The organism is Legionella qingyii (assembly GCF_003184185.1).
This window is the reverse complement of record NZ_QHJG01000047.1, coordinates 1-25,060: the sequence shown is the minus strand read 5'-3', so window position 1 is coordinate 25,060 and position 25,060 is coordinate 1. Positions and strand designations below refer to the sequence as shown.

Sequence of the window (25,060 nt, the reverse complement as noted above, 5' to 3'; positions counted from 1 at the left end):
AAACATCTGGGAATTCTCATATCAATCTGTTCTATTCTTAAACTTTGATGAAATCGCCCTGTCCTGAATCCTTTGTGCCGGACAATTTTTTAGAAGAGAGTTTTTTCAAGGTCAAACAAAATCCAATTTGAGAGATTTAAAAACAATTTAATTTTAATTTTGGAATTGGTTAGCAAATCTCTAAGATGATCTAAACCCAATCGGAAAAAACTGTTTTTGGGTCTTTTTTGATTCCTTATTTTTTTAAGAGGAATCGGTTTAATAGTTGCCTTCCACTCACCAATACGATGGGCCCAGACAAACCCCAAGGCTAATAAAACCAGGAGTTTTTCTATACGCTGAGGATCAATAATTCGTGTGTCTTCAAATCGCCATCCCTTTGTTTTTAATGCAGCAAAAAGTGTTTCTATTTCCCAACGGCGCAAATAACAAGCGATGGCATTCTTGGGATTCTGGTTTGTTACAACAATCATCAAGTCTTCACGAGAGTTTTTGCTACCTGCGAGATAAAGAGATTGACCAAACACCTGAACGTTCATGCCAAATACCTGTTGCTGGTATGGTGCTAAGTGGCTGAATAACTGAGCTGAAGTTTTAAATTTCTTCTTGCCCACACAAATATCTATGTTACCTTTAATCCGTAAATAAAAAGGAATCTTCTCTGCTACAAGCCAAGATATAAGGGTTTTGTTCGGGAACTCTCTAACACGTTGATCTTCGCTTTTCCCCAATACCCATTCGTTCGGTCTATAGCTAAATAGACTTTATGTTCTTTATTAAAAAATAGAGCGTATATCCTTTTATAGCGTGATTCAATACTCGCCTTATCACCATTCATAGCCACTGCAATTTCACTTAAATTAACGCTTCGCACCACAAATAAGGCTAACAACATTTGTGCAAAACAGTCTATTCGTGACTTGTGCCAATCTAATCTCTGGCTTAAAATCCTACTCAACTCACTGATATACGCCATATATGCTCCTTTTTGGTCGAAGCTGAGTATATTAAATGCATTGTAAATCAGTGAGTTATTTCTGATCTTTCTTATTTACATTCGTTTTTTGTCCAGCACAAAGCCCGAATCTAGAGGTTTTAAATTTCTTCTTGCCAACACAATTTATATTCATTTTTGTCCAGCACAAACTGTAATTTCATATTTTTTTTAAGCTCTTAATAATTACTTAAGCCAATTAGTGTAAATTATGGACACATCATGACAAATAAAAGCATTATTTTATGGCTAATCACGTAATTGTTGGCGCAGGTTTAGGTGGTTTATATGAGGCAAACCGTTTAATAAATAAAGGGGTAAAGCCTGAGAATATAGTTATTATAGAAAAACGCCCGGAAAATCATTATACAAGACCTGGACATTTGAATCCTAATACATTTGATTTAGTCACTAGCAACACTGGCATCCAAACGCCTCATTCACAAGCAAATCACATCAAAGAATTAGAGCGCGTGATGTATGCTCATTTGCGTCAATTAAATGTACGATTTATTGATGAAGAATTTATTGGATTACAAGCTCAAACTGAAGCTCAACCCAAAGCAGTAATAACTCGTAAGAGTGATGCTTCTCAAGGTGTTTATCCTGCCGATTATGTTTTTGATTGTTCGGGACGAAACGCGTCTGTAGCACAAGCGGTAAATGCTCATCAGCAATTAATAAACTCAGGATTAGTTTTTGAAACAAAATCATTAATTGATATTAATCCTATTCCACATCATTTAGTAGGGCACGTCTTAATCCCTAATAATTCTTTTTTAATTTCTTTTGTGTCACGAGAAGGAGAGGCTGTACCACTTCATGTCCAACGTAGTTCATTGCAGAGGAATATCGAATTAAGAGAAAGATTAAGAGCATTAGGGTGGACTTATGAGGCATTTCCTACATTTTATATTCACTCTCAAAGGTCTAAAGATAAAGTATGCCTATATATGGAAGCACCACCTAATTTATCTCAAGAGCAGCAGCGAGAATGGATGCAGTTGCTGTTGGATATTTATAGTGATGGTATGATAAATGATTATACTGAGTTAAAGCCATCAAGAAAATATGGAGTTAAACCTAGGATTGTAAGCTTCCAAAGTATACCTTATGTATTAAATAAAGTTATTCATGAATCTGACAACTTACCTACGGTGATTGTGGGCTTTGATGCCGTAAAAGGTTTTGATTATCGTCTAGCTCATGGCGTAACCTCTGGAATAGAGTGCTGTGAACGTATGTTGAGACATATTACAGTTACAGATGGCAGCATACAATCCATTGACTCAGCTGCTATTGAACGTGAAACATTTGCTTATATTAATGAACTACATAAAAATCGGTTAACTAGTAGGTTAAGCGTTCGGCAAAAAGCTATAGAGAATGCTTTTGACTATTTTAGTGAAGTTTATGAAAGTGCAGCAGCCGCAATACCTTTCTTAGACGCTGCGAAAAAGCAAGAATATCAAGCCGTAGCTGGCCAACTAGCATACCAAGCAGTAACCAATCAATTTTCTAAGGTAGAAACAAGAGAGCGAACAGCAGTCGCTAGCCTTGAAGTTCTTAATAAATGTCTCAGTGTCTTAATAAGGGCTCATAGTGTGATGCCAGCTAATAATACTACGGAGCATCATGATGTTAATAATAAATTACTATCCATTATTAATATGATTGGCCAAGAATTAAGTGCTTTTAATATTGAACAAGTTTTTACTCAGCTTAACAATGAAAGAAGATTACGTGCTCTATTTGAAAACATTGCACCAAATTTTCAACGGTTAGACGGTCATTTTTCGACAAATTTGATCTTAAGCAAAACAAAAGAAATATTAGAACAAATTCCTCAACTGCAAGCACAGAATAATAGACCGTCGGCTTATGTTCAAATACCGGTTGATGATTCTCTTTTATTGTTTTTATTATTGAATTCTGTTCCTAATATTGGAGTTAGAACTCCATTGAGTGCTGGAAATCTAAGTTTTTTTAATACTAATAATAAATTTGGAATAGGTGATTCATCCCCTCTTCTCGGTAGTAATGAATCACCATCCCCACGAAAACAATAAAAGCCTGTAAAATTTAGCGAGTTATATAGTTATAGGTTTTCTTGTTTTTCTCTTATAAGATTCAGTTGATAGGCTTCAATTTTTTTTGAATAGAAATTGAGCCTATTGTGGCGGTTTACACTTAGTGTATGGCCGAATTATTTAATTTTAACACTCGCCCGCTGCTTAACTCATTAAAATTGTCCTCTGCAAAATCCCGAATTTGAAAAATAACTCCTTGTACTCATCATCCATTACAGTCTGAATATGATAATAGTCGATGTTTCATCCCAATAGTGTAATTACTTAATCAACATGAATAAAGCCATGCCCATCATCATTAAATTTTCAGTGAGTGAAATAAATCTTAAAGGTACGTTACTGTCACCTCCTACACAGGCGCATTTAAGATCACGTTTGTCGATATAAACAGCTTTAAACACAGAAAGAGCACCTACAGTCCCAATAAATAAGGCAACCGGAATGGAAAGCCAATTCAACGCGCCTGAAATCATTAATATCCCTGCTAAACCTTCAGCAAATGGGTAAATATAGCTGTAAGGAACCCAGCGTTTAGCCAAAAGGTCATAGTTTAAAAACATGGTTGAGAAGCTTTCGATATTTTGTAGTTTTAATAAAGCAAGGACCGCCATGCTAAACGCAATAAACCAACCTATAACTTGTGGCGTAAACGGATTACCAAAGCTCATGTAACTAACTGCCATTGCCATTAATGCAGTAACTACGAAAAGTGCAATGACGGGGCGATAACTTTTTTCTTTTGAGTCTCTTATTTTTTTTCCAAAGTAATGCCGTAAATCGTCATAACCACCTATTCGCTCATCGTTGATAAAAATTTGAGGTGTAGTTTTTACGTTGTGTTTGTTTTTAAACGTATCGACTTGCTCACGGGTTGTTAACCTATGATCTTCTATCTCATAGCCTTGACGTCTTAATAAATCTCTGGCTTTAAGGCCATAAGGGCAAATATGATGCCCCATCACCATGCGATACAAAATCGCTTTTTTAATTGAATTATTATTCATTTTCATCCTCTACGATTAATGGTCTATAAATAGTAATATAGAGTACGTACCATAGTACTGAGTCAAGTAATGTATAAAACAATCGGTGAATTTGCTAAATTATGTGGGGTTGGAGTTGAAACCATACGCTATTATCAACGCACAGGACTGCTTCATGTCCCATTACGTACCAAAGAACTTGGAGCCCCAAAAATAAAACGTTATGGTGATAATGATATAAGTCGTTTAAGGTTTATTCTTTTAGCTAAAAAAGCAGGCTTTACTCTAAAAGAGATAAAAGATTTATTAGAGTTTGATGCTAAAAATGATCGGGAACATGTAAGAGATATGGCTGAAAGGCGTATTGAACAACTGAATTTAAAAATTGATGAGTTATCAGCGGCTCGTAACACCCTATCACTCTTAGTAGCAAAATGTAGAGATACCGGATCCTCACCTTGTCCTATTCTTATGACTTTTGAAAAAAGTTAAGCTGGAAATTAACAATACCGGACATTATTTCTTAGACGTTGAAAGACGATAGTCATTAGTTATTACCTGCAGTTAAACCTTGTGAGCTCAAATCAGTGTCCACTACCTCTGTGGTGCATTCGGATTTTAAGGTACTCAGACTTGATTTTATTTCTTTGAATTTTTCTACACCAATTGAAATTTTTTCACGCTTTTCTCGATTATCTATTTCTTTTGCAATATCTTCTAATCCCAGACCAGATTGAGTTACAAGGGAGGCTAAAAATTTTACAAAAAGTTCAAAACCTTTGATTACTTTTTGGGCGGATGAGTGTCTGTCTTCATTAATTTGTGCTAGATATTCGGGAGTAGATAATTTAGCTGATGCCTCAAGTTTTATTTTGTAATAATCAATTGGCGCGTTAATTTCGGTAATTCCTTGCAGATTGAGTTTATTATCTCCAGCCTGCAAGACTTTTGCATTCAAATTTGCTTTGTTTACTATCTTTAATATATTCGCTGTCTGAACTTTGTCATATACCCCATTTTGAAAATCCGTACTTAATGTTACTTCTTTGCCTCCTTTTATCTGACGCACCATCGTATTTATTTCTGTCTGAGGTATGGGCTCGTGATCACTAAATCCCCACTGTTGGCATTCTTTTTCTAGCTCAGAACTTAAATGTTGTGCATAATCTTCGTGTGGCTTTTTGAAACACTCTTCGTATACATTTCTAAGCGTCCGAAGTTGATTAATTTGATTTAAATATTCAATATTTTCTTTTGTCTCTTGAGAAAGATCCGTTTGTGTGGATTGTATATTTAGCCCTTGCCACAGCCAAGCCAGTGCATCGGTATAAAGTCGTTCATTCTCATTTGACGTAAATTGAAACTCGTTTAAAAGGAGATCGCAATATTTTTTAATTTCTTTATCATCAAGTTTAAAGCGAGAATGATAATCAATCAGCTCTTTTTTGAGAAACGTGATGTACATATCCTGAGTTACTGTTTCGGATTTCTGAAGTGCATACTGTTGGGCATGCGCTTGAGCATTATTAGAGATTGATTTTAGAAGCTTCAATAATGGATCGCTATTCCCCTTACTGAGTTCAATTAACTCTTTAGACATAAAATATACCCTTCCACTACCCTCTTATAAATATAGATTAAAAATTAAATTAGCATTAAGGCTTATGCATGCTCCGAGTGACGAATTCGCATGGAACAATAGAAATTGATTCGAATCTTAGGCTGTGATGGATCATAATCAATGCTCCCAATCACCTCTTCGGAATGATTCTTGTCTATTCAGATCTGGAATTAAAGAAACTATTCAGCCAAATAACAAAAATTAATTTAGAGCATCTATACTAATTTATGATTTTAACAATTAACTAGGGAAGGAACGTATCATGTATAAAAAAATCATACAGACTGCTGTATTTACGGTTACATTGGCACTTAGCCCAGTAGTATTGGCTCATTCTGGAGATTGTGGAAAGGGTTTTAAAAGCATGGTTGAATCACTAAAACTTGATGACAGCCAAAAAGCTAAAATTAAACCTATTTTAGATCAACTTAAAACATTGATGAAAAGTGATTTTGACCAAATGAAGGATTTAAGTCAGCAAATCAATCAGCAAGCAGAATCAGCCACCATGGATCAATCCACAGTAGATGGTTTAATTGATAAAAAAACTAAACTTATTGGTGATATGATGAAAGCCAAAATCACCGCAAAAAATCAAATTTTTTCTGTACTTAAACCTAAACAAAAATCAGAACTGCAAGATAAAATGAAAAAAATGGAAGAAAAAATGGAAAAACAATTTGAAAATTGTCATAAAGAATAAACTAGAATGGGAAACTTTAATTCAGGAACAAGGTTCCACTGTTCCTGAATTCTTAATATCTATAGGATATTATATACACCAATATCAATAATGTCCTTACTCCTCTTTGCTGCTGTATTGAATTTCCTGGTTGTTACCAAACAAAATGGCATTTGAGAATTTATTCGATAGCTCAACACGATTTAATTGCTTTTCAACAGCCTGTCGTAATTCCACATCATCGATATATCGAAGAATAAACAGACTTTTAATAATCCGTCCAAACTCCTTTATAGCACAGTACAATGGATGTTGTTTAGAATATGAACTGAGACGCTTGAACAGTTGTGATGCCGTTGTGGCTTTAAGTTTAATTGTAACCATCAAACGCAAAATGTCATCCCAATGTGTTTTAATTAAATCAGTGTCAATATAGCGATGTGGGAGTATTTTATATCCTTTGGTTTCATAGGTATTTCTGGAATAGGGTGGATTTCTTGAGACCTTTAATTCTGGGTGCAAAATAAATCCCAAGCATGTTCAATATCCCAAAAATTGCTTCAGAATAACCATGTGTATCAGTGGAATGGATTGTGCTCTTGATCGAAAGATTATGTAATAACCCATCGGCGACATAGTCTGCTTCTCGAAGGGATACCCTGAATTTACCCTCACTGGAATAGAGTGCTGCCTGCTCTTTTTCAGATAAAAAGCTGTCGGGCGCCTCTTTCGCCACATTACCTGTTTTAGCCTGATAGTGTTTGATGGCCACCAAAATGGCAGGAATATCTTGATTTTCAGGTATATCAAAAGCAATATTGCGCAAAATATCAGCCACTCTGTTCTGTAATTTAAGGGATAAATCTTCCAGGATCTGATAATGGTTTTGTGCATTCATCTCATCGAGTGCTTGTTTTGTAAATTCATCCAGCTTTGGTTCAGGTGGATAATTTTCCTAGTTCTTGCTTCTGAATTATCTCGTCTTGGACGCTCTATTAAAGAAACACTTAATACAATAGAAATGATTACGCAAGAGAAGCAAGCAAGGTTAATTTTAATTAAACAAAATCTTGATTTAAATCCAGCGGCTAAAAATAATGTAGCTAATAAAGTTCTAATCACCATTTTTTCCATGCTTGCTGAATTAGAAAGAGATTTTATTTCAGAGCGAACAAAAGAGGGGCTCCGTGCACGCGTGGCAAAAGGAATAAAGCTGGGAAAACCCAAAGGTGTTATCCAAGCATCGATGTATGATAAAGATAAAGATAAAGAAAAGATTCTCCATCTTTATCAATTAGGAGTACCAATACAAAAAATAATCTCCGCACATCTAGGTTATGGAAAGTACTTATCTCTTAAATCTTATATAACTAAGTTATCTCCTATGATAAAATTATGAGCAATTTTAGTGAGAAATAGGATTGAATATGTTTAATTCGTTCCATATAGATGGAGTAAAAGCATTTGATGAAAATAATTATGGAATAGCTAAAGATTTTTTTCTTCAAGAAATTGAAAAAAATCCAGAAGCAGCAGAAAGTTATTTTTATTTGGGGAAATGTTATTTTTTTTGTGATGAAAAGCACCAGGCTATTTCTCCTTTAAAAAAATTTATTGAATTAAGACAAAATAATTCAGATGAAGTAGCCAATGTTTCTTATGCATTCGATTTATTAGGCCAGTGTTATGAAGCGGAAAACAAGGATGCTGCTGCACTAAGATGTTACGAAACGGCAACTAAGATTTATCCATCTGGAGCTTCTGCCTGGAACAACATGGGTTTGTTTTATATAAAATCTGCTCTGCATTATCTTGAAACAGATCTGGCAAACAGCGATAAACTTTTTAAAGGTGCGCTGTTTTTTATCAAAAAAGCCTTGGAACTATCTAGTGACAACCCTGTATTTTTGCAAACTGTAGCCAGTTGGTATGAACAATACATCGAAGTTCTTGGAAGAGCCGTTGAAAATGAGGGGGCTGTACAAAAAAATATAGCTAGCAATTTTAGTTATGCAATACAATATTACCGAAAAGCATTATCAGTATGTCATGAACAAGACTTAGCATTAAGAAATATTATTTTATCTAACCTTACAGAATGTTTAGCGCAATATGGCCATCATTTGTATAAAAATAAAGATTATAAAAATGCACAAGAAACTTATTTAGAAGCAATCCATCTTGATCCAGAACACCTTATTGTCATTAATCAAATTGGAATGTCACTTTTTAAACAGGATTGTTTCCCTGAGGCAAGAAAGTACTTTTCGTCCATCTTGGAAAAAACAGAAGATAAACAAGAAATTGCGGATGCTTGGTTAAATATTGCTTGCACTTATAGATTAGAGAAAAAATGGGAGGAGGCTGAAGAAGCTCTTAGCCAAACTAAGAAATTTGCACCTGAGGACTCATCTATTACCGAGGAAGAAATGAAGCTGAATGAATCAAAATTGGCGACACTTCTTCTATCTACACCTCAAACATTATTTGGCAGCTCAAATCCTGATTCTCAAGGTGCTGGAAGCAAAACAGTTCAAGAATCAAGTTTCCAATTTGAGTTTAACTAAAATTTTTTTAAGCATATTTAGTTCATTGCCAGTTTGGGCTGGATATGCGGTAAAACCCGAATATGGTTGGTGTGAAGTTAATGAAGACATATGACCCAATGTAAAAGCTTTGACGGTAATCCTTAAATTTTATTTGGTTTTTCTCGTTTGTTTGTATCATCAAGGCCAAATTGTTCCTCATCATTACAACCTAAAACGTAAACCGAACCATCCTCTTTTAGAGCCATCGAATGAAGATCTCAGCGCCCAATGACCATTTCAGCCAGATTAAGTAATTATATAAAAGAGCTCTTACTATAAGGATAGAGCTCTTTTATTCCTATTGATTCGTTATGGGATTGCTTTTACCCAAATTTTGGATATTAGGATTGCTTTTTTCAGTCAGGTTATTTAGCTTGGGCATATTTTTTTCAGCTATTATATTGCCCTTTGTCGCATTTTGAGCCATGGGTTCTTTGGGTATTACAGTTGATTTTGGAGTTGTGCTTTTAGCTTCCTGTTTTGTTTTTAAGCTAGAAGTTGTCTTACTTGTGATCTTAGTATTCTTTTTTTCACTTACTTTATTTACTGGTGATGAAGCTTTTTGAGCCGTTGGCGCTCCTTTTTTTGCAGGCGAAGAAGCTTTTTTAACAGATGAAGAAACTTTTTTGGCAGTAGACTTAGCAGCGGCTGATGCCTTTTTAGTGCTTTGTTCCATGGTTGCAGAAACTTCACTCATCATTTTTTTAGTGTTTTGATCTAAATTACGAGAGACATTTAACCAATGACTTTCAAGAATATTAAACATATCTCGCATATAATTTAGAGTCATATGACTATTTTGCATAAAAAGTTCGATATTTTTTTCAAAATAATCCTCTGGTCTTTTTATGCTCGATAAATCCATTGGCTTCATTAAAGATAAGTTTTGCATCATTTTAACGTTGAGCTCCATAAGTTTTTTCATCGGAGCGTCAAAATTGTTAAAAAATTTTTGATCAAAAAATTCATTTTTCATTAGCATCTCCTTATGTTGCATTGCACAATTCAAGATTAGTTATAATTAATTGATTTGTCAAATAAAATCGACTCAGTACATTTAGTATTCAAAAACATCATTTTATAGTGCCTCATTATCATCAAATACCAGTGCAGAAACGCTTTCTTTAAAATTAACCTCTGCTTTTATAAGATTTATATTGATTCTTAACTGATAAAAATATTTTAACAAATAGATTTTTTATAAAAAAGCAATGGTACAACTTATGTTTTTTCGGGTAGGATGAATAGGGTTTTCATTGTAATTTTATTCAAGGAGAGTATTGTGGGCACACTTACTGTTGATGGAATGACCGCTGTTGAAAAATCAAAAAAAGAACGTGCGGAAGCTTTAAAATCATTAACTTCAAGACCGTACAACTTAAATGACGATGAACAGCAAACAGCACTTAGAAAATACATTAATGACTTTGAGTATAATGCGAATCTAATGTATCTTTTCCAAGGAATGAGTACCGGGCTAACAGCTTGGGGAGGATCTTGGCTTGCAGGTTTTCTTTTGCCAATTCCTGAGTTTGCAAATTACTTTCTAAGCATGTTTCTTTACTGTGGTGCTGCTGGCTATATTCTCCAAAATTTTAGTCTTTCCGATTTTCATAGCCAACTTGATGAAATGAAAACCATTTATAACTGGTGTTTGAAGAAAAATCAGGCTGAATATGATGGAATGGATAATACAAGCATACTCTCTAATCCTGACATTCAACGCATGATTAAATTAATGGCTCCGTTGTGTTCTACTGAGTTTATGTTGGTTTGGAAAAAAGTAACTGCAACTGAAGAAACCAAAACCTCTATTTGGAGTAGTTTCTACAATGCTTATTCTCTTTTTTCATCGTCTAAACCCGACGTCGATCTCAATCGTCTTCAAGATTTAAAAGCGAGTGTAGAGCGACGCGAACTTGATGTAGGTGTATATAAAGGTGTAGAGGGAGCAATTCGTTATTTCGCAACTGATGTTCATTTCAGAGAACTTTTAATGGCGAAAGTAAAACAACCTGTCGATCAGATAAGAGACATGTTGCCTTCGGTACTCACTTTTGGACACTCTAAATCGGAATAAAGAAAATATGTTTGTTACCCGGATACTGAAAAGTAATCCGGGTTCGCTCATTTCAATTAAACCTCAAAGTTAAATATTAACTTCGCAAAAATGTGGGTTAGCTCATACCGAACAAACACATGGTGGGGTTGTTTATGGGGTATGTGGCAATCACGCTTTTTCCATAATCAATTGATAAATTTGATTTTTTTAATGATGCCCGCGAAATTCTCTACTTAATTGATCCTACTCGTTAATTACAAGAGAAAAACTACTGTATTTGAATTATTATAGAGCTGCCATGACTCTGCTAATGGACTATACAAATTGAAGCAATTTCTTACTCTATCCGTATAACATCTTCGAATGGTTTCCACTGGATATGAGTGTCCACCTACTTTAATACATTCTTTAACCATAAAAAAATAAATAGTCTAAACTTAATAATATATTAGAACGCTCTACGAATAATATAATCAAAATGGAAAAATGCGTCAGAATATAATAGCGTTAACCGGTATCAGAGGATTTGCTGCCTTATGGGTTTTACTGCACCATGCTTTATCTTCATATCCATTTCTATCGAATCATATATTTATAAATAACTTTATCCACAAGGGTTGGCTAGGTGTTGACTTATTCTTTATTCTCAGTGGTTTTATTATATCTTATGTTCATCAAGATGAATTTAAAACTTTTCATCTTTACAGATTTAAAAATTTCCTGTTATTACGTCTCTCAAGAATTTATCCTACACATCTTACAACGCTCTTATCTTTAATACCTATAGTTTGTGGTTCACGATTTTTATTTCAATACCATTCACCTTTCGATCAATTTTCATTGTCAAAGTTCTTCTATAGTTTCTTTTTATTAAATGGATGGGGATTTAATGCGAGTGATGGTTGGAATATACCCTCATGGTCTGTGAGTTCCGAATGGTTTGCCTATTTATGTTTTCCTTTTATAGCCTTCTTTCTTGGTAAATTAAAATCTGCAAAATCGCATTTAGTTCTTATCGCATGTGTTTATTTGGTCCTCTTTTATTTAGCCATCATTTTAAATGATGCTAATCAATTCATGCTTTCATGGAACTTGACTCTTATTAGAGTTAGTTCAGAGTTTTTAGTAGGTTGCTGTTTATTTAATATTAATCGGCAATCAGCCCCATCTTATACAGCAGATTATATGGTTCTAATTTCATTTATTTCTATGGTAATACTTTGTATTTTATCGATTGCCTCCATCTTTGATGGAGTGATTATAATTATGTTTACTTTTCTTGTTTATGGTTTAAGTAAAACAGGACCAATAACAACAAAGCTCTTCGCCAACCGCACAATGTTATATCTTGGCAAGATTTCTTATTCTATTTATCTGACGCATTATATAATTTTAATGATTTTCAATCAAATAACCAAAAACATAATTGGGCAGCCAGGCTTAATTCTTCAAGTAACTCTTTTTTTGTCTTATATTGCTCTAACAATAATATTTGCTCATCTACTTTACAATTTAATTGAAGAACCCATAAGATCCGCGGCAAAAAGAAAACTGCAAAAATAGAAGACTAATCAAAATATTGTCACCTGTTTTGATCCAATTGAGAAAACTAGATTATAGGTTTTAAAAACTGAGTAGTTTTAAAAGGTTTAGTGATCTATATTCTGTCTAAAAAATGTTTATTATTTAATGTATTGTTTTGCTGTATCATTGAATTATAAATTAATTGCACTTTACTCCATGGAACATGATAAAATTTTTGCGGTAAAACTGCTTCTTAAATAGAATCCACGAGGTAATGTTTTAATTTTATTTCCATAGATATCATAACCGTAACATAATGATTTGCCATTGGCTGCCTTAGGTCTCACCTGCAAATACTCACCTGACTTTGCATCGAGTGTCTCAAGATGTCCGCTACTGATTTGAAATGATAGATAATTCCAATCTTCTGCTAAAATACGCTCCTCTGTTTCATCGGGTGACCATAAAAAACCCTGCCCAATTCTTCTCTGTGAATAAGGAATATCCGTATCCCCTTCTACTGGAACCCATAAAATTCGTCTTAATTTTGCATAGCATTGAGATGACTTCCATTGCTGTTGGTGAATGGTAAGCAATGGAATAGAAGTAATAAATGTCGATTCTGTAGGTCTTCCGGATTTATTTAGAGGCAATGTTTTTAACTCTACACCTAAAGCCTGAAAATCGGGTAATGATTTATTCTGAGCATCAGTGCCCAAGGCCAACTCAATCGCTTGCCCAACCCAACCTTTTCGTTGATTAGGATGAGCAGGGATAAATAGCCCTAAACTCAACCCTAATTGGGCAAAACTTAGGCCCGCAATACAATTGCAACGCTCAAGCAATTCAACTTCAGTTTTCGGTGGTCTGTTTTTTGGTAGTGAGGTCACTATGTCCTTCTTTAATCTCGATAGCGAGTGGTTCAATTGGAGGTCTAATATTGGCGGCTTTGAACTGAGTCATAATAGCGAACAATACTTTAGATCGTACCTCAAAACGGGTGTGAATTTGAACATTAATGAAATATCGAGCTTCAAATTCAAGTAATGCTTCATCAATTTTCTTAAGAAAAACTTGAGCTGGAGGATCTCCAACAATTTCTGGAGTAGTAGCCAGGACATCTTGTATCAGTTGTTGGATCATCACTGGATCATCAGAGCGACTAACTTTTATCGGAATAACTGTTCTGACAATGCCGTCTTGGTGTGTCCAGTTAGTAAATGGTTTGTTAAACGTTTCTGCGTTAGGGATCAGAACTTCCATATTGTCCCAGGAGCAAACTCTCATAGAACGAATGCCAATATGGGCAACACGTCCTTCATGCTCACCAATAGTTACCAAATCCCCCTCACGCACAGGTCTTTCAACAAGCAACATAAGACCGCCTACAACATTACTTGCAAAATCACGTAAGCCAAATCCCATACCCACGGCAAGACCACCAATAATCATTGACATACCACTAAAATCAAATCCAAGTACATGGAGGGAAACAAAACCACCTAAGAGAATAACAGCGTACTGAGTAAAAACTGAAAGACTATTACGTATTCCTGCATCTTTGGCATTTTTATACAACCAACGATAACAAAATTCGCGCGTCCATTTTGAGGCCCAAACACAAACTGCAAGTAGAATAAAAAATTCTATAGTGCTTGTAACAGTAACGTGGATTCCTGGGATATTTACAATAGTATATTGAGCAAATTTACCTAAATTGATCATAACTAATGAATCGGAATTCCAACCAAATAATTGGAATAGAACATGAATGCTCGCTAATAGTAATAAAATACGTAAAATATTGTCTAAAGGCTTTAAAAAGACTTCTACCCATAGCCATCCATTACGTAATGAAGAAATCATCAACTCAGAAAACAATTCGAGCGCATCGAACAACAAACCTCTGGCAATAATATATCCTACTAATACAAGTAATGCATAAGCCAAATATTGACTCAGACTCCATGCTAAGCCGATAAATCCTAATAATCCTATTACGCCCGTAGTTAATAATGTAATGGGTACTAAAATAACTAATAAAGAAATAGCATTACTAACATATCGTTTTTGACTCTTAAACAATGGGCGCAAAAGATAAGGAATAACATCTTTACTTTTCCATGTAACCAGAGATACGGTTAAAATAAAGAGCATAAATAAGCGATTAAATATGTCTTGAAGAAGTATCGATAAGGGTAATAAATGGCCAATAGTCATTAAAGCGGTGGTCCACCCGCCGAATAGTAATAGCCATTTTATACGGTAATAGAGTTTGACATCCTTACCTGATGAGTCAGTGATTCGTTCTAATAACACTAAGCGTGCTATTAAGATTAATATTTTAAAAGTGAACCATACTGCAATTAATTGAAATAATAATTGGTAATTGGAAAAAGAAATATGCGTTATGTAAAGTAATGACCAGAGCATGGAAACAATGCAAAAATACGGTATATTTCTTTGTATTAGAACTAAAACACCATCATATAGGTAACCTGTTAAACGGGATCGCTCTTTATCTCTCCGAATCATCTTTAAGATACGGCTTATCATAAAGAAAAAACCTATGGTCAGCACAAATCCACCCCACAAAAGAACCATGGATAAAGTACTTAACCACAAATAGCTATCATAAACTTTTAAGCTCAATGTTCTTAGGTATTTATAAAATAGTCCAGGAATTGCTCCTATTTTTTTAAGAATAATTGGCCAGCTGCTAAAACTATAATTGGCAAGAGTTTGTCGTGAAGACATGAGTGTTTTGAGCTGAGTTTGATAATCAGATAAGTTCTTAAATAAAAGTTGTTTTTGTACATTCGCCTCTTTAAGCTGCTGCGCTAAATTAGATTGCAAGGAACTTATCGATTTCTTTAACGTTGGCGCGGCAACAAGTTTTGTTTCCTTATCCAGAAAATTTTCTATGTGTTGTATTGTTTTTTCAATCTTTGCGTATTGATTTAATGCGTCCTTATAAATCTCAGTAATAAGTTGTAAATTTTTTGTATCTGGATTCTTAAGGTAGACCATGTCTGCTTTAACCACAGCCTTTTGTATATTTAAAGCATTTAAATGATTTTGAATTGCTGCAATATTTTGATTGTTAATCAATAACATTGCTTCGTAATCTGCTTCTAAAAGTTTTGTTGATGACTTAGAACGCTTATCTGAATGATTATTCAGGTTGCTTTCATAAAGTACACTTAAGCGTTTATTGAGTTGCTCTTTTAGCGACTTGATTTGTACTAGTTTTTGTTCAAGTACAAAGTTTGAATGCCACGATTCCAAATGTTTTATCTCATCATCTAGAGAAGATTGATATTCTTTTGCAAGTTTTAAATTTTCAGTAATAAGCTCGGTTGTTTGCTTGTTAATATTGATTAAATTTTCAACTTTCTCTACACGTTCGGGAATGGAGGTATTCTCTTTATCGAGAGGCATCTGCTGAAGCTGCTTTAAACGCTGATTGAGATTGTTTTGCTCTTTATTTTGATGTTCGAGGAAACTTTCTAAACTTTCAATTTTAACACGAGTCATAGAGCGTATTGCCGACACCTGTTTCATTTTGGCGTCAAATTCTTTTTCACTCTTGAGCTGTATCGGTTTTTTTGCATCCTGGATTGCGGTTATTAAGTGGATTTTTTCCTGAGTTAAGTATTCAGAAAAAGTAACCTGCTTTTTTACTGATGCAGTTGCAGCAAAGGAAACAGAACAAACTAAAAAAAATAAAAAGCCCCAATATGTACGATTTAACATTAATGAGTTCAATTTTCCAAAGAAAATATTAGTTTGACGAGCACAGGGACCTACCCTCAAATTAGCTTTTACACCAATTAGAGAGTTGATCCCAGATTTCGCAGGGATAATCACTTTTTTTACGAGATTGGCTAAATATGTACCAAATTTACTATTTAGTCTGTGTAGTCGGAGCAAGTCTTATTCCCAATTCATTTAATTGTGCGTTACCCGTAGGTGATGGCGCACTCGTTAAAAGGCACGATGCTGTTTGTGTTTTAGGAAAAGCAATAACATCTCTAATTGATGTAGAGTCTGTAAGCAACATAGCTAGGCGATCGATACCAAGAGCAATACCACCATGTGGCGGCGCACCATATTGCAAGGCATCCAGTAAAAAGCCAAACTTTTCCTGAGCTTCTTGTTCATTAATTCCAAGCAATTCAAAAACTGCTTTTTGTAAATCCGATTGATGAATACGTATGGATCCTCCACCGATTTCATAACCATTGATTACTATATCATAAGCTTTTGCTAATGTGTTTGTTGGATTAGCTCGTAAGTTCTCGGGTGATAGATCCTTAGGCGAAGTAAATGGATGATGCATCGCATTTAATTTATTGTTCTCATAATCTCTTTCAAACATTGGCCAATCAACAACCCATAATAACTCCCACCCTTCCTTGAGTAGTTTTCTATCATGCCCTAGCTTTATTCTTAGTGCCCCCATAGATTCATTGACGATATGATTTTTATCAGAGCCAAAGAAAATGACATCACCTGTTTTAGCCTCTGTGCGTTGCAAAATTGCTTGTACTGCTTCGTCAGAGAGAAACTTTAGAATAGGTGATTGCAATCCTGCCATTCCCTCGTCAAGATTATTTACCTTAATGTAAGCAAGACCCTTTGCACCATAAATACCTACAAAACGACCATAATCATCGAGATCTTTTCTACTAAGATCGCATCCGCCAGGTAATCGTAAAGCAATCACTCGTGATTCTAAATCATTTGCTGCAGTAGAAAATACTTTAAAATCACACTCCTTTACTAAATCCGCAACATCAATCAACTCTAAAGGATTACGTAAATCAGGTTTATCACTGCCAAAGCGTCGCATTGCTTCTGCATAAGGCATTCTGCGTAACTTTTCGGGAAGTTCTACATTAAGAATTTTTTTAAATACGGTTTTTAACAATCCTTCAATAAGATTTAAAATGCTTTCTTCATCAATAAAAGACATTTCAATATCAAGCTGAGTAAATTCAGGCTGTCTATCAGCACGTAAATCCTCATCACGAAAACAACGCACAATCTGGTAATATTTATCAAACCCCGAAATCATTAATAGTTGCTTAAAAAGCTGTGGTGATTGAGGTAAGGCATAAAATGATCCTGGATGTACTCTAGAAGGAACTAAATAATCCCTAGCCCCTTCTGGAGTTGCTTTTGTAAGCATTGGCGTTTCTATATCAAGGAAACCATACTGATCGAGATAATTTCGAATACAGCTGTTTAACTGATGACGTATCGTAAGTTTATGTTTCATTGATGGACGACGCAAATCAATATAGCGATACTTATAACGTAAATCTTCGTTCACGACCTGGAAATCATCAGGTAAAAATGGTGGTGTCGGTGATTGATTAAGAATCTCAAGCTTTGTGCCAAGGACTTCTACTGTACCTGTGGCCATTGCTTCATTAATCATTCCTTCTGGTCTTTTTCGTACAATCCCCGTTACTCTGACAACAAATTCAGAACGTAATTTTTCTGCATCAGAAAAAGATATTTTATTTTCCGGTTCATAGACTACTTGCAATAAACCTGAGCTATCCCGAACATCAAGAAATATCACACCACCATGATCTCGACGATGATGCACCCAACCACATACAACAACCTCTTTACCTAAACTTGACTCATCGACGCCCAAACAGTAGTGTGTACGCATATAAAACCGCCTATATAAATTTTTACAAATTGTTTGCTAATGCAGCCTCTGATGCTGGCGGCATTACTCCTAAAGAAATTATAAATTTTAGTGCCTCATCAATACTCATATCTAACTCAATTACATCACTTCTGGGAATCATCATAAGAAAACCTGAAGTGGGGTTGGGAGTAGTTGGTATAAATACAGAGATCATTTCATCTTTTGTTTTATTATTTATTGCAGTATTTCCTGCGCCTGTTTGAAAGGCGATACTCCATAATCCTTTACGTGGGTATTCAATTAACACTACTTTACGAAAGGCTTCACTGTTTGTAGATAATACTGCATTAATTACTTGTTTTACTGTTTTATAAATTGACCGGACCAAAGGTATCTTGATAAGAATGGACTCTCCCCACTCCACTAAGCGTTGTCCAAAATAATTTGTGGCAATTACTCCTGTAACCAGTAAAATCACAAGCGACAGGATAACCCCCAAACCCGGAATATAATGTCCAATTAGTTGCTCAGGTTGATATGCCTTAGGAATTAAAGCAACCGTGTTGTCGAGTAAGTCAATAATAAAGCGCAATACGCCTATGGTTATTAGTATGGGTAGCCATACTACCAATCCAGCGAGTAAATAGCTTCTTAATGACATTGTTTTCACTTTTTATCACCATCTTGAGTTTTTTTAGATGAAGAAGTATCTTTTGATTTCTCTGTGGAACCTGGGGCGTCATTCTTAGTAGTGGCTTCCTGTGGTTTACTGCTTTTATTTTTAAAATCAGTAGCATACCAACCGGTACCCTTAAGTTGAAAGCCTGCAGCTGAAATAAGCTTAATTACTGTATCTTTATAACATACAGGACACTGCTTAACTGGCTCATCACTGATTTTTTGCATCAAATCAAAATGATGATTACAACTTGTACATTGGTATTCATAAATTGGCATCGAAAACGACTCCATTAACTTCAGACAGTTTAATCTAACCTGTTATTATAACCAACTCCCAAAGGATGAACAATATGTAGATCCTATGCTAGAGCAAGCAAAGTCACTGGAAACCGTCTGATAATTGTTTAAATTTTAAAAAATATTTTTCGTCGATATAAAAAAGCAGCAACTAAAAAATTTAAGAAAAGAAAGAGTAAGGCGTAAAATAGCCCCGCATTTTCTGGACGAAAACGTCCAAATAAATAATCTGAAATTGCCACTCTTAAAATGTCTTGTGACCCATTAGGCAGGGTAAAAACAAACATGGATTGAATTTTCAGTAAAACAACATGAAAAATAAAAATAAATAATGCATTCATGCCAAAAATCTTAAAAGGCAATGACCATTTTATATAACCTAATACATCAATAATAAAAAAACACAAACCAAAAACAATAAGTGAAAAACCGCTACTCCATAAAACAAATGAGCTTGTCCATAAATTTTTATTAATAGGAACGTAATAACTCCATATCCAAGCTAATAACAGGGATAATATGCCCATCAAAATCATCATCATACTTTTCTTTTGCTTATTGATGGCGGTCAGCAAAAAGTGTCCAGCTAAAACTCCAGATAGAGTCGTGGCAATCGCCGGGATAGTACTTAGAAGCCCCTCTGGATCAAACGTTTTCGATAATAAATGTGCGGGGGAAAATATTATAGTATCAATGAAGCCTGCCCAGTTTCTTGTCATACTTAACTGATCCATGCCAGGAACAGGGATAGGAATTTGAGTCAGAAAATACCAATAACTTATAAGAATGCCACAAAAAATAAAAATTTGAGTTCTAACTGATGTATTAAGATAGAGAAGAGCGCAGACTAAGTAACAAATGGCGATGCGTTGCAAAATACCATAAACACGCACGGTTGCTAAATCAAAATGTGATGGAAAAGCATTAAGAAACATACCAAATAAAAATAGAAGAAGCGTACGGGTAACAATGCTTCGATAAAGCAATGCATTACTCTCCACTTTTATGTGTCTTTTAAGACTAATAACGGTAGTAATTCCCACTATAAATAAAAATGCAGGGAACACCAAATCAGCTAAAGTGCATCCATTCCATTCAGCGTGCTCTAGTATGGGGTATGAAATTCGTGTTCCCTGGCTGTTGACTAAAACCATTAATGCCATAGTAAGACCACGAAAAACATCTAAAGATAAAATACGACTGGCTTCGGTTGAATTACTGCTCATAGAATAAGTTCATTTCGAAAATGATCATGATAACAGCATACTAAGTCGTCTTCAAACCGCGTACAGGAACATCCATGTGGTATACATAATGTTTGATAATTTGTTCGGCTTGTTCACAGGTTAAAGGTTTGCTGATTGCCCCCTCCATAAAATAATGCTGGCAATCGTATTTTACTACATCTGCTTCAAAACCAGTTAAGGCAATTATAGGTACATGATGTTGTGTATTCTTTTCTTTTTGACGTAATTGTTTTGCAACGACATAGCCAGAAGAATCTTCTAATCCAATGTCCATTAGCACTAAATCATATTTTCCAGGTTGAAATAATTTTATTGCACTATCAGCAGAATCAGCTATATCAACCTGACAATGCAATGCAGTTAGTAGTGCTTTTTCAACGTTTTGTGCAATAACATTATCTTCTACCATGAGCACAGTAGGCAAATAACCTTCTTTTAATAAAGGTTGAGTCTTTTGATTGTCTTCTTGTAAAACGTTAGTATGTTTTTCAAGTTCTTTGCTTAAAGTAATATCGTTTAAAATCACGAGCAATCCAATTACTTTTTTATTGCGATTACGCATTAATATACGTGATGATAGGAAGTAAAAAGTCTTACCCGAATTGTTTTCAATCGCTTTTTCCTCCACGTTATGCTGAGGAACACCCGAAAATATCACTTTCATATCTTCTAGTTTTAATTCTTCTATTCGTTCCTTATCCCAATGAGCAAATTCTTCCATTTTTTGATAAGGAGTGCCTTTGAAATCTTTGAGTGTATTGAGTCCCAGCAGTTTGACAAAATTGTTATTGCATCCCTTTAGATTACATTCAGTATCAACCCAATAAACAATATTGGGCATTGAATTGATAATTTCCATGTAATACTCATGTATCGAATTGAGATCTTCTTCAGTCCTATTTTTAGCGTGGGATGACATGCAAATGCTCCAAGAATTTATAATTTTGCATGTAAATTATAGTACAGATTAATTATTTTGATTTTTGAATTTGAGGTCTACAGAGTCTTATTCGCTACAAAGATTGATTTAAAAAAATCAATCCTCGTAAAATAGTTTATACTAACTTATTAGCCATTCAATCTGTTGTTTTAAATCAATTGAAATCTCTGAAAGCTCCTCAAGATCATAATCTAGATAAGGGTTCTCAATTGAACTATTATTTGCCTGATGATGCATGATTTTTTTATCACGTTCTTGATGTAACCATAAAATTTGTGGTTTAAATAAATGCAAAATCCCTTCAACCCAGCGATCCAGCACTTGCCAGTAAGGATCATCATTTAAAGTCATTTTATAGTGTTTAAGTAAGCGTGCACTATATTCCGCATTATACCAAATTTCTGAAGTAACCCACCGATTAACTGTGAACAAGCGTATTGGTTGCCCCAGTTGATTCATGCCAATTGCTATTAAATGGGTCATAGGGTTATCGATATATTTGTCCCAATCTGCCAAAGGGGCTGGTTTGATACTTTTGGGTATATGTTTGTAACGTAAAAAACAATGAAAATGTCCATGCTCTGTACTTTCATAATTTTCTCTATGGCAATGATAAAAATATTGAGCACCAGTTTTATGATCAATGCGGTCTCCGCGAGGATAATGGCTCATTCGTTCAAAACGTCGTTTCCTTTGTAAGGTATAATGCAGAATGCTTTTACCTTTTTTTGCCGTCATTATTTGTTGGGCTTCTAAAATTTGTTTGGCGTATTTCAAATAAATATTTTTATGCCAATTGCTAAGTTGAGGTAATGTAAATTCAGAATGAGTAATCATATTTCTTTACTTCATATAGGAAGAAAAAAAGAAGAGGTAGTAAAAACTACCTCTTAATAAAACCAAAACTACAGATTAGCTACCAGAGCAACCGCCGCAGCCTTTGCAACCGTTACAACCCTTGCAGCCTTTGCAACCTTTACAGCCTTTGCAACCATTACAGCCTTTGCAAGTGCTAGTAGTAGTAGAAGCATCATCTGCATAAGCAACAGATACTACAGGAGCTGCTAATACAGTTAATAAAGCAGCGACAGCTATTGTTGATTTTTTCATAATTTTACTTCCTTGATAGTTAATGATTTTTAACCCATTTAGATATTAGCAAAGAAAATTGAATTTTTCTTCTTTTTTTTTAAAAAGTTATCATTCCATGCCATTTTTATCACGGCCGCCAACCTCTAAGTATCAAAATTAGGACAGTTCATTTTTTGAAACCCGCAAAAAGAATTTATCCAGCATTTTAACGCTTAAAATCCATTTTAAAAAAATCATAAGATGAGCTGGGAACGTTACTGGATATTTGGCATTAGGTCTTTTAGATTCAATGGCATGAATCAATTTGTTAATCACTGCATCGGTTTTTCGAGTAAAAATAGATTCGGATTTCTTTTGCTTAAAAGAGGTCAGCATCCGTTCATACTGTTTGCTGAAAAAGCTATGTTGCATATCAATGTTATTTAATGAATTATCTACACAATTAGCCCGAAACTGACTTTCTATAGGACCTGGTTCTATCGTTATCACATCAACACCAGAAGATTTCAATTCCAATCTTAGTGTATCGCTTATACCTTCTACTGCATACTTGGATGCATTATAAGCACCGCGAAAAGGCATACTGATTATGCCTAAAATCGAACTTATATTGATAATACGACCATATCCCTGTTTACGCATGACGGGAATAGCTCGATTAGTGAGTTCAAGCAGTCCGAAAACGTTCGTTTCAAATTGAGCGCGTAAGACATCGCGTGTAATATCTTCCAAAGCCCCTGCCTGGCCATATCCGGCGTTATTAATCAAAACATCCAAGCGCCCTTCTGTTTTAACCAACACTTCGGCGAATGCATTTTGAATTGAAGATGAATCCGAAACATCCAGTTGAACGGCTTCTACTCCCCTATCTAATAATTTTTGGACATCTTCCATTTTTCTACATGAACCAATAACCCTATGCCCTCTTTTCTTCAGACTAAAAACAGCATCAAAGCCAATTCCACTGGAACATCCAGTAATTAGAATTATCTTTTCCTTCATAAATCGTATCCAAAAGTTACCCAGAAAAATCATTTATAATCTATAATTCCTAATGTAACAACATAATATGGAGTTGCAACATGGAAAAGGTAAGCATTCAAAGCTACAAGATTTTTCGGCTCCTTATTCTGTCTTTTACAATACTCGCAGGTTTCTTATACAGCAATTTAGCTAAGGCAGAAACGACATCTTCAAAACTGTCATACCAACAGCTTGCTTATTTCGTTGGATATCATTCCGGCGACTATTATGGACCATCTCCATATTATGGACCGCCTCCATACAATCACCACCGTCACCATAGAAGATTTTATTGGACAGATTGGAGATACATAGGGCATGGCTGTAGCCAAAGCTGCCTCATTGACCGCTGGAATGGAGATATAATTCGTTGCAAAAGAAGTTGCCATTAAATAACTCGCGCTTATTCTTGAGCGAATGTGTTATGCGAATTAATTCTTAGGCAAAATAATCAACCAAACCTTTAATTACCCTCTTGGTCTTTAAGGGGGTAACACCCACTTCTTCTTCGTGAGTCAAATGTGCCTGATTACCATTATTCTGTTGTGAAAATTGACGTGAACCGGTATCAGAATCAATTTGCACTTCTGATAAATTTAAGCCCTGTTCAGCCATCATTGCCTGTAGTTTAGGTAACGACTGATCAATAATTTCTCGGACATGATGATTATGTGTCGTTATATTGACTGAAGCTACATCGTTTATTACTTTAATATTGATTTCCAACGGACCTAAGTCTTCAGGATTTATTTTAATTACCGCGCCTTTAATTTCTTGCTGGCCAAGCCAGGTAATATGTTCTGAAAATTGGTTTGACCATTCAGGATTATCTATTTGAACTGGTATAGTGAGAGATTGAGGAATTGTATCGAAAGTACGAGCAGAACTTTCCATAGGCGTAGTACGTAACTCATTTGCCAATACATTAACCATTAATGGTAATTTAATCTCATCAATACGTTCACTGAGAGGCGCAGGTTTTGGCTGAGTTGGCAACGTTGTCTCCTTTTGATTTTCTATTACACCTGTTATGGCTTGCAATAAAGCCTCCTGCTCCTCCTCATTTTTTCCTTCTTTGCTCTCCCAGGAATTCACTTTAGGAGCCAATGGTGATTTCATACGTGTTTCACGTGATGAGGGAATACACTCTGGCTCTTCAGTGTGTTCAGCAGACTGAGCAGGATCCGATGAAACACTTTTTATAATTCGGTAAGAATCGGAATTGAAAATAATATCTTCATTTTGTAACAAATTATTTTCATCTTTATTTTCAATTAAAGCAGGTTCATCTAATTGCTGCACTTCTTGAGTTAAAGTATTTTCGTTCATATTTTGAGCTTTTTGAGTTTGCATATGAATTGGAGTTTGTAATCCATTTAATTGGACCGTTCTAAATAGACTCGGTTCTTCCATTTGTCTTGTAGTTGTATTTCTATCCTTAATTAAATTGTATTTTTGTTTAGAGTTTATCTGATTTACTTCAACTTCTTGTTTTAATTCAGTTAAAACAGACTGCTCTGATAAAACAGACTGCTCTGATAAAACAGACTGCTCTGATAAAACAG

Annotated in this window: 24 protein-coding genes and 1 pseudogene; 7 read left to right on the top strand and 18 right to left on the bottom strand. The window is 34.9% G+C overall.

The features are described 5' to 3' along the window. Nucleotides 1-89 precede the first annotated feature (89 nt). Both DGG96_RS21250 and DGG96_RS21245 read right to left on the bottom strand, forming a co-directional pair. Complete coding sequence (locus DGG96_RS21250) at nt 90-731, bottom strand: transposase (protein ID WP_325049833.1); 642 nt, start codon at nt 729-731, stop codon at nt 90-92. Beyond that, nucleotides 665-976 carry a hypothetical protein gene (locus DGG96_RS21245; RefSeq protein ID WP_110144081.1) on the bottom strand — a complete coding sequence of 104 codons (312 nt, stop codon included), beginning with the start codon at nt 974-976 and terminating at the stop codon, nt 665-667. The genes DGG96_RS21250 and DGG96_RS21245 overlap by 67 nt, the downstream gene beginning before the upstream one ends. 263 nt (nt 977-1,239) lie before the next feature. Between DGG96_RS21245 and DGG96_RS19095 the strand changes: the two genes are divergently transcribed. Then, nucleotides 1,240-3,063 carry an NAD(P)/FAD-dependent oxidoreductase gene (locus DGG96_RS19095; protein ID WP_110144080.1) on the top strand — a complete coding sequence of 608 codons (1,824 nt, stop codon included), beginning with the start codon at nt 1,240-1,242 and terminating at the stop codon, nt 3,061-3,063. Between the two features lie 281 nt (nt 3,064-3,344). Here DGG96_RS19095 and DGG96_RS19090 read toward each other — a convergent pair whose 3' ends face one another. Continuing rightward, the gene (locus tag DGG96_RS19090) at nt 3,345-4,088 is read right to left on the bottom strand and encodes a MauE/DoxX family redox-associated membrane protein (RefSeq protein WP_110144079.1); all 744 of its coding nucleotides are present in this window, start codon (nt 4,086-4,088) and stop codon (nt 3,345-3,347) included. Nucleotides 4,089-4,157: 69 nt separating this feature from the next. Here DGG96_RS19090 and DGG96_RS19085 point away from each other — a divergent pair, with 69 nt between their 5' ends. Beyond that, on the top strand, nt 4,158-4,559 hold the full coding sequence (locus DGG96_RS19085; RefSeq protein WP_110144078.1) for a MerR family transcriptional regulator: 402 nt from the start codon (nt 4,158-4,160) through the stop codon (nt 4,557-4,559). 55 nt (nt 4,560-4,614) lie between these two features. On the opposite strand, the gene DGG96_RS19080 is transcribed toward DGG96_RS19085, so the two are convergent. Continuing rightward, nucleotides 4,615-5,667, bottom strand: coding sequence for a hypothetical protein (locus DGG96_RS19080; RefSeq protein ID WP_110144077.1), 1,053 nt, complete (start codon nt 5,665-5,667; stop codon nt 4,615-4,617). A gap of 283 nt (nt 5,668-5,950) precedes the next feature. Here DGG96_RS19080 and DGG96_RS19075 point away from each other — a divergent pair, with 283 nt between their 5' ends. Next, nucleotides 5,951-6,391, top strand: a complete 441-nt coding sequence (locus DGG96_RS19075; protein ID WP_110144076.1) for a Spy/CpxP family protein refolding chaperone — start codon at nt 5,951-5,953, stop codon at nt 6,389-6,391. Nucleotides 6,392-6,490: 99 nt separating this feature from the next. On the opposite strand, the pseudogene DGG96_RS21335 reads toward DGG96_RS19075, so the two are convergent. Then, a pseudogene (locus DGG96_RS21335) lies at nt 6,491-7,085 on the bottom strand (Tn3 family transposase); the annotation flags it as partial. Between the two features lie 165 nt (nt 7,086-7,250). Between DGG96_RS21335 and DGG96_RS19060 the strand changes: the two are divergent. After that, nucleotides 7,251-7,769: a recombinase family protein gene (locus tag DGG96_RS19060; RefSeq protein ID WP_233590631.1), complete on the top strand. Its 519-nt coding sequence runs from the start codon at nt 7,251-7,253 to the stop codon at nt 7,767-7,769. Between the two features lie 28 nt (nt 7,770-7,797). Further along, nucleotides 7,798-8,937, top strand: coding sequence for a tetratricopeptide repeat protein (locus tag DGG96_RS19055; RefSeq protein ID WP_110144073.1), 1,140 nt, complete (start codon nt 7,798-7,800; stop codon nt 8,935-8,937). Between the two features lie 122 nt (nt 8,938-9,059). Here DGG96_RS19055 and DGG96_RS21475 read toward each other — a convergent pair whose 3' ends face one another. Then, nucleotides 9,060-9,164, bottom strand: a complete 105-nt coding sequence (locus tag DGG96_RS21475) for an RCC1-like domain-containing protein (RefSeq protein WP_110144072.1) — start codon at nt 9,162-9,164, stop codon at nt 9,060-9,062. Between the two features lie 92 nt (nt 9,165-9,256). After that, on the bottom strand, nt 9,257-9,934 hold the full coding sequence (locus DGG96_RS19045) for a hypothetical protein (RefSeq protein ID WP_110144071.1): 678 nt from the start codon (nt 9,932-9,934) through the stop codon (nt 9,257-9,259). 306 nt (nt 9,935-10,240) lie between these two features. Between DGG96_RS19045 and DGG96_RS19040 the strand changes: the two genes are divergently transcribed. Together DGG96_RS19040 and DGG96_RS19035 are read left to right on the top strand one after the other, a co-directional pair. After that, a complete protein-coding gene (locus DGG96_RS19040) occupies nt 10,241-11,038 on the top strand; it encodes a hypothetical protein (RefSeq protein WP_110144070.1) in 798 nt (265 codons plus the stop codon). Between the two features lie 468 nt (nt 11,039-11,506). Then, the gene (locus tag DGG96_RS19035) at nt 11,507-12,583 is read left to right on the top strand and encodes an acyltransferase family protein (RefSeq protein WP_110144069.1); all 1,077 of its coding nucleotides are present in this window, start codon (nt 11,507-11,509) and stop codon (nt 12,581-12,583) included. A 170-nt stretch (nt 12,584-12,753) separates the two neighbouring features. Here DGG96_RS19035 and mutH read toward each other — a convergent pair whose 3' ends face one another. From mutH to DGG96_RS18975, 11 genes are all read right to left on the bottom strand, one after another. After that, the gene (mutH, locus tag DGG96_RS19030; RefSeq protein WP_110144068.1) at nt 12,754-13,434 is read right to left on the bottom strand and encodes a DNA mismatch repair endonuclease MutH; all 681 of its coding nucleotides are present in this window, start codon (nt 13,432-13,434) and stop codon (nt 12,754-12,756) included. Beyond that, nucleotides 13,397-16,300: a mechanosensitive ion channel domain-containing protein gene (locus DGG96_RS19025; protein ID WP_199742197.1), complete on the bottom strand. Its 2,904-nt coding sequence runs from the start codon at nt 16,298-16,300 to the stop codon at nt 13,397-13,399. Before DGG96_RS19025 ends, mutH begins: the two co-directional genes overlap by 38 nt. Before the next feature lie 151 nt (nt 16,301-16,451). Next, complete coding sequence (gene aspS, locus DGG96_RS19020) at nt 16,452-18,233, bottom strand: aspartate--tRNA ligase (protein ID WP_110144066.1); 1,782 nt, start codon at nt 18,231-18,233, stop codon at nt 16,452-16,454. A 22-nt stretch (nt 18,234-18,255) separates the two neighbouring features. Further along, nucleotides 18,256-18,885: a DUF502 domain-containing protein gene (locus DGG96_RS19015; protein WP_110144065.1), complete on the bottom strand. Its 630-nt coding sequence runs from the start codon at nt 18,883-18,885 to the stop codon at nt 18,256-18,258. Next, the gene (locus DGG96_RS19010; RefSeq protein ID WP_110144064.1) at nt 18,882-19,172 is read right to left on the bottom strand and encodes an FmdB family zinc ribbon protein; all 291 of its coding nucleotides are present in this window, start codon (nt 19,170-19,172) and stop codon (nt 18,882-18,884) included. The genes DGG96_RS19015 and DGG96_RS19010 overlap by 4 nt, the downstream gene beginning before the upstream one ends. Nucleotides 19,173-19,300: 128 nt before the next feature. Further along, nucleotides 19,301-20,419 carry an acyltransferase family protein gene (locus DGG96_RS19005; RefSeq protein WP_110144063.1) on the bottom strand — a complete coding sequence of 373 codons (1,119 nt, stop codon included), beginning with the start codon at nt 20,417-20,419 and terminating at the stop codon, nt 19,301-19,303. A 40-nt stretch (nt 20,420-20,459) separates the two neighbouring features. After that, a complete protein-coding gene (locus DGG96_RS19000; protein ID WP_110144062.1) occupies nt 20,460-21,359 on the bottom strand; it encodes a response regulator in 900 nt (299 codons plus the stop codon). A 141-nt stretch (nt 21,360-21,500) separates the two neighbouring features. Then, nucleotides 21,501-22,217 (bottom strand): DUF6969 family protein, encoded by a 717-nt coding sequence (locus DGG96_RS18995; protein ID WP_110144061.1) that lies wholly within the window; start codon nt 22,215-22,217, stop codon nt 21,501-21,503. Nucleotides 22,218-22,292: 75 nt separating this feature from the next. Next, nucleotides 22,293-22,490: a hypothetical protein gene (locus tag DGG96_RS18990; RefSeq protein ID WP_110144060.1), complete on the bottom strand. Its 198-nt coding sequence runs from the start codon at nt 22,488-22,490 to the stop codon at nt 22,293-22,295. Between the two features lie 138 nt (nt 22,491-22,628). Then, nucleotides 22,629-23,474, bottom strand: coding sequence for an SDR family NAD(P)-dependent oxidoreductase (locus DGG96_RS18985; protein ID WP_110144059.1), 846 nt, complete (start codon nt 23,472-23,474; stop codon nt 22,629-22,631). A gap of 459 nt (nt 23,475-23,933) precedes the next feature. After that, nucleotides 23,934-25,060, bottom strand: a 1,127-nt coding sequence (locus tag DGG96_RS18975) for a flagellar hook-length control protein FliK (protein ID WP_110144057.1), incomplete at its 5' end; no start/stop codon positions are given.

What these genes read in the sequence shown, in the direction of transcription:
- DGG96_RS21245 (WP_110144081.1), bottom strand. Translation starts at nt 976, where the DNA reads ATGGCGTATATCAGTGAGTTGAGTAGGATTTTAAGCCAGAGATTAGAT.
- DGG96_RS19095 (WP_110144080.1), top strand. Translation starts at nt 1,240, where the DNA reads ATGGCTAATCACGTAATTGTTGGCGCAGGTTTAGGTGGTTTATATGAG.
- DGG96_RS19090 (WP_110144079.1), bottom strand. Translation starts at nt 4,088, where the DNA reads ATGAATAATAATTCAATTAAAAAAGCGATTTTGTATCGCATGGTGATG.
- DGG96_RS19085 (WP_110144078.1), top strand. Translation starts at nt 4,158, where the DNA reads ATGTATAAAACAATCGGTGAATTTGCTAAATTATGTGGGGTTGGAGTT.
- DGG96_RS19080 (WP_110144077.1), bottom strand. Translation starts at nt 5,667, where the DNA reads ATGTCTAAAGAGTTAATTGAACTCAGTAAGGGGAATAGCGATCCATTA.
- DGG96_RS19075 (WP_110144076.1), top strand. Translation starts at nt 5,951, where the DNA reads ATGTATAAAAAAATCATACAGACTGCTGTATTTACGGTTACATTGGCA.
- DGG96_RS19060 (WP_233590631.1), top strand. Translation starts at nt 7,251, where the DNA reads ATGGTTTTGTGCATTCATCTCATCGAGTGCTTGTTTTGTAAATTCATC.
- DGG96_RS19055 (WP_110144073.1), top strand. Translation starts at nt 7,798, where the DNA reads ATGTTTAATTCGTTCCATATAGATGGAGTAAAAGCATTTGATGAAAAT.
- DGG96_RS21475 (WP_110144072.1), bottom strand. Translation starts at nt 9,164, where the DNA reads ATGGCTCTAAAAGAGGATGGTTCGGTTTACGTTTTAGGTTGTAATGAT.
- DGG96_RS19045 (WP_110144071.1), bottom strand. Translation starts at nt 9,934, where the DNA reads ATGAAAAATGAATTTTTTGATCAAAAATTTTTTAACAATTTTGACGCT.
- DGG96_RS19035 (WP_110144069.1), top strand. Translation starts at nt 11,507, where the DNA reads ATGCGTCAGAATATAATAGCGTTAACCGGTATCAGAGGATTTGCTGCC.
- DGG96_RS19025 (WP_199742197.1), bottom strand. Translation starts at nt 16,300, where the DNA reads ATGTTAAATCGTACATATTGGGGCTTTTTATTTTTTTTAGTTTGTTCT.
- aspS (WP_110144066.1), bottom strand. Translation starts at nt 18,233, where the DNA reads ATGCGTACACACTACTGTTTGGGCGTCGATGAGTCAAGTTTAGGTAAA.
- DGG96_RS19010 (WP_110144064.1), bottom strand. Translation starts at nt 19,172, where the DNA reads ATGCCAATTTATGAATACCAATGTACAAGTTGTAATCATCATTTTGAT.
- DGG96_RS19005 (WP_110144063.1), bottom strand. Translation starts at nt 20,419, where the DNA reads ATGAGCAGTAATTCAACCGAAGCCAGTCGTATTTTATCTTTAGATGTT.
- DGG96_RS19000 (WP_110144062.1), bottom strand. Translation starts at nt 21,359, where the DNA reads ATGTCATCCCACGCTAAAAATAGGACTGAAGAAGATCTCAATTCGATA.
- DGG96_RS18995 (WP_110144061.1), bottom strand. Translation starts at nt 22,217, where the DNA reads ATGATTACTCATTCTGAATTTACATTACCTCAACTTAGCAATTGGCAT.
- DGG96_RS18990 (WP_110144060.1), bottom strand. Translation starts at nt 22,490, where the DNA reads ATGAAAAAATCAACAATAGCTGTCGCTGCTTTATTAACTGTATTAGCA.
- DGG96_RS18985 (WP_110144059.1), bottom strand. Translation starts at nt 23,474, where the DNA reads ATGAAGGAAAAGATAATTCTAATTACTGGATGTTCCAGTGGAATTGGC.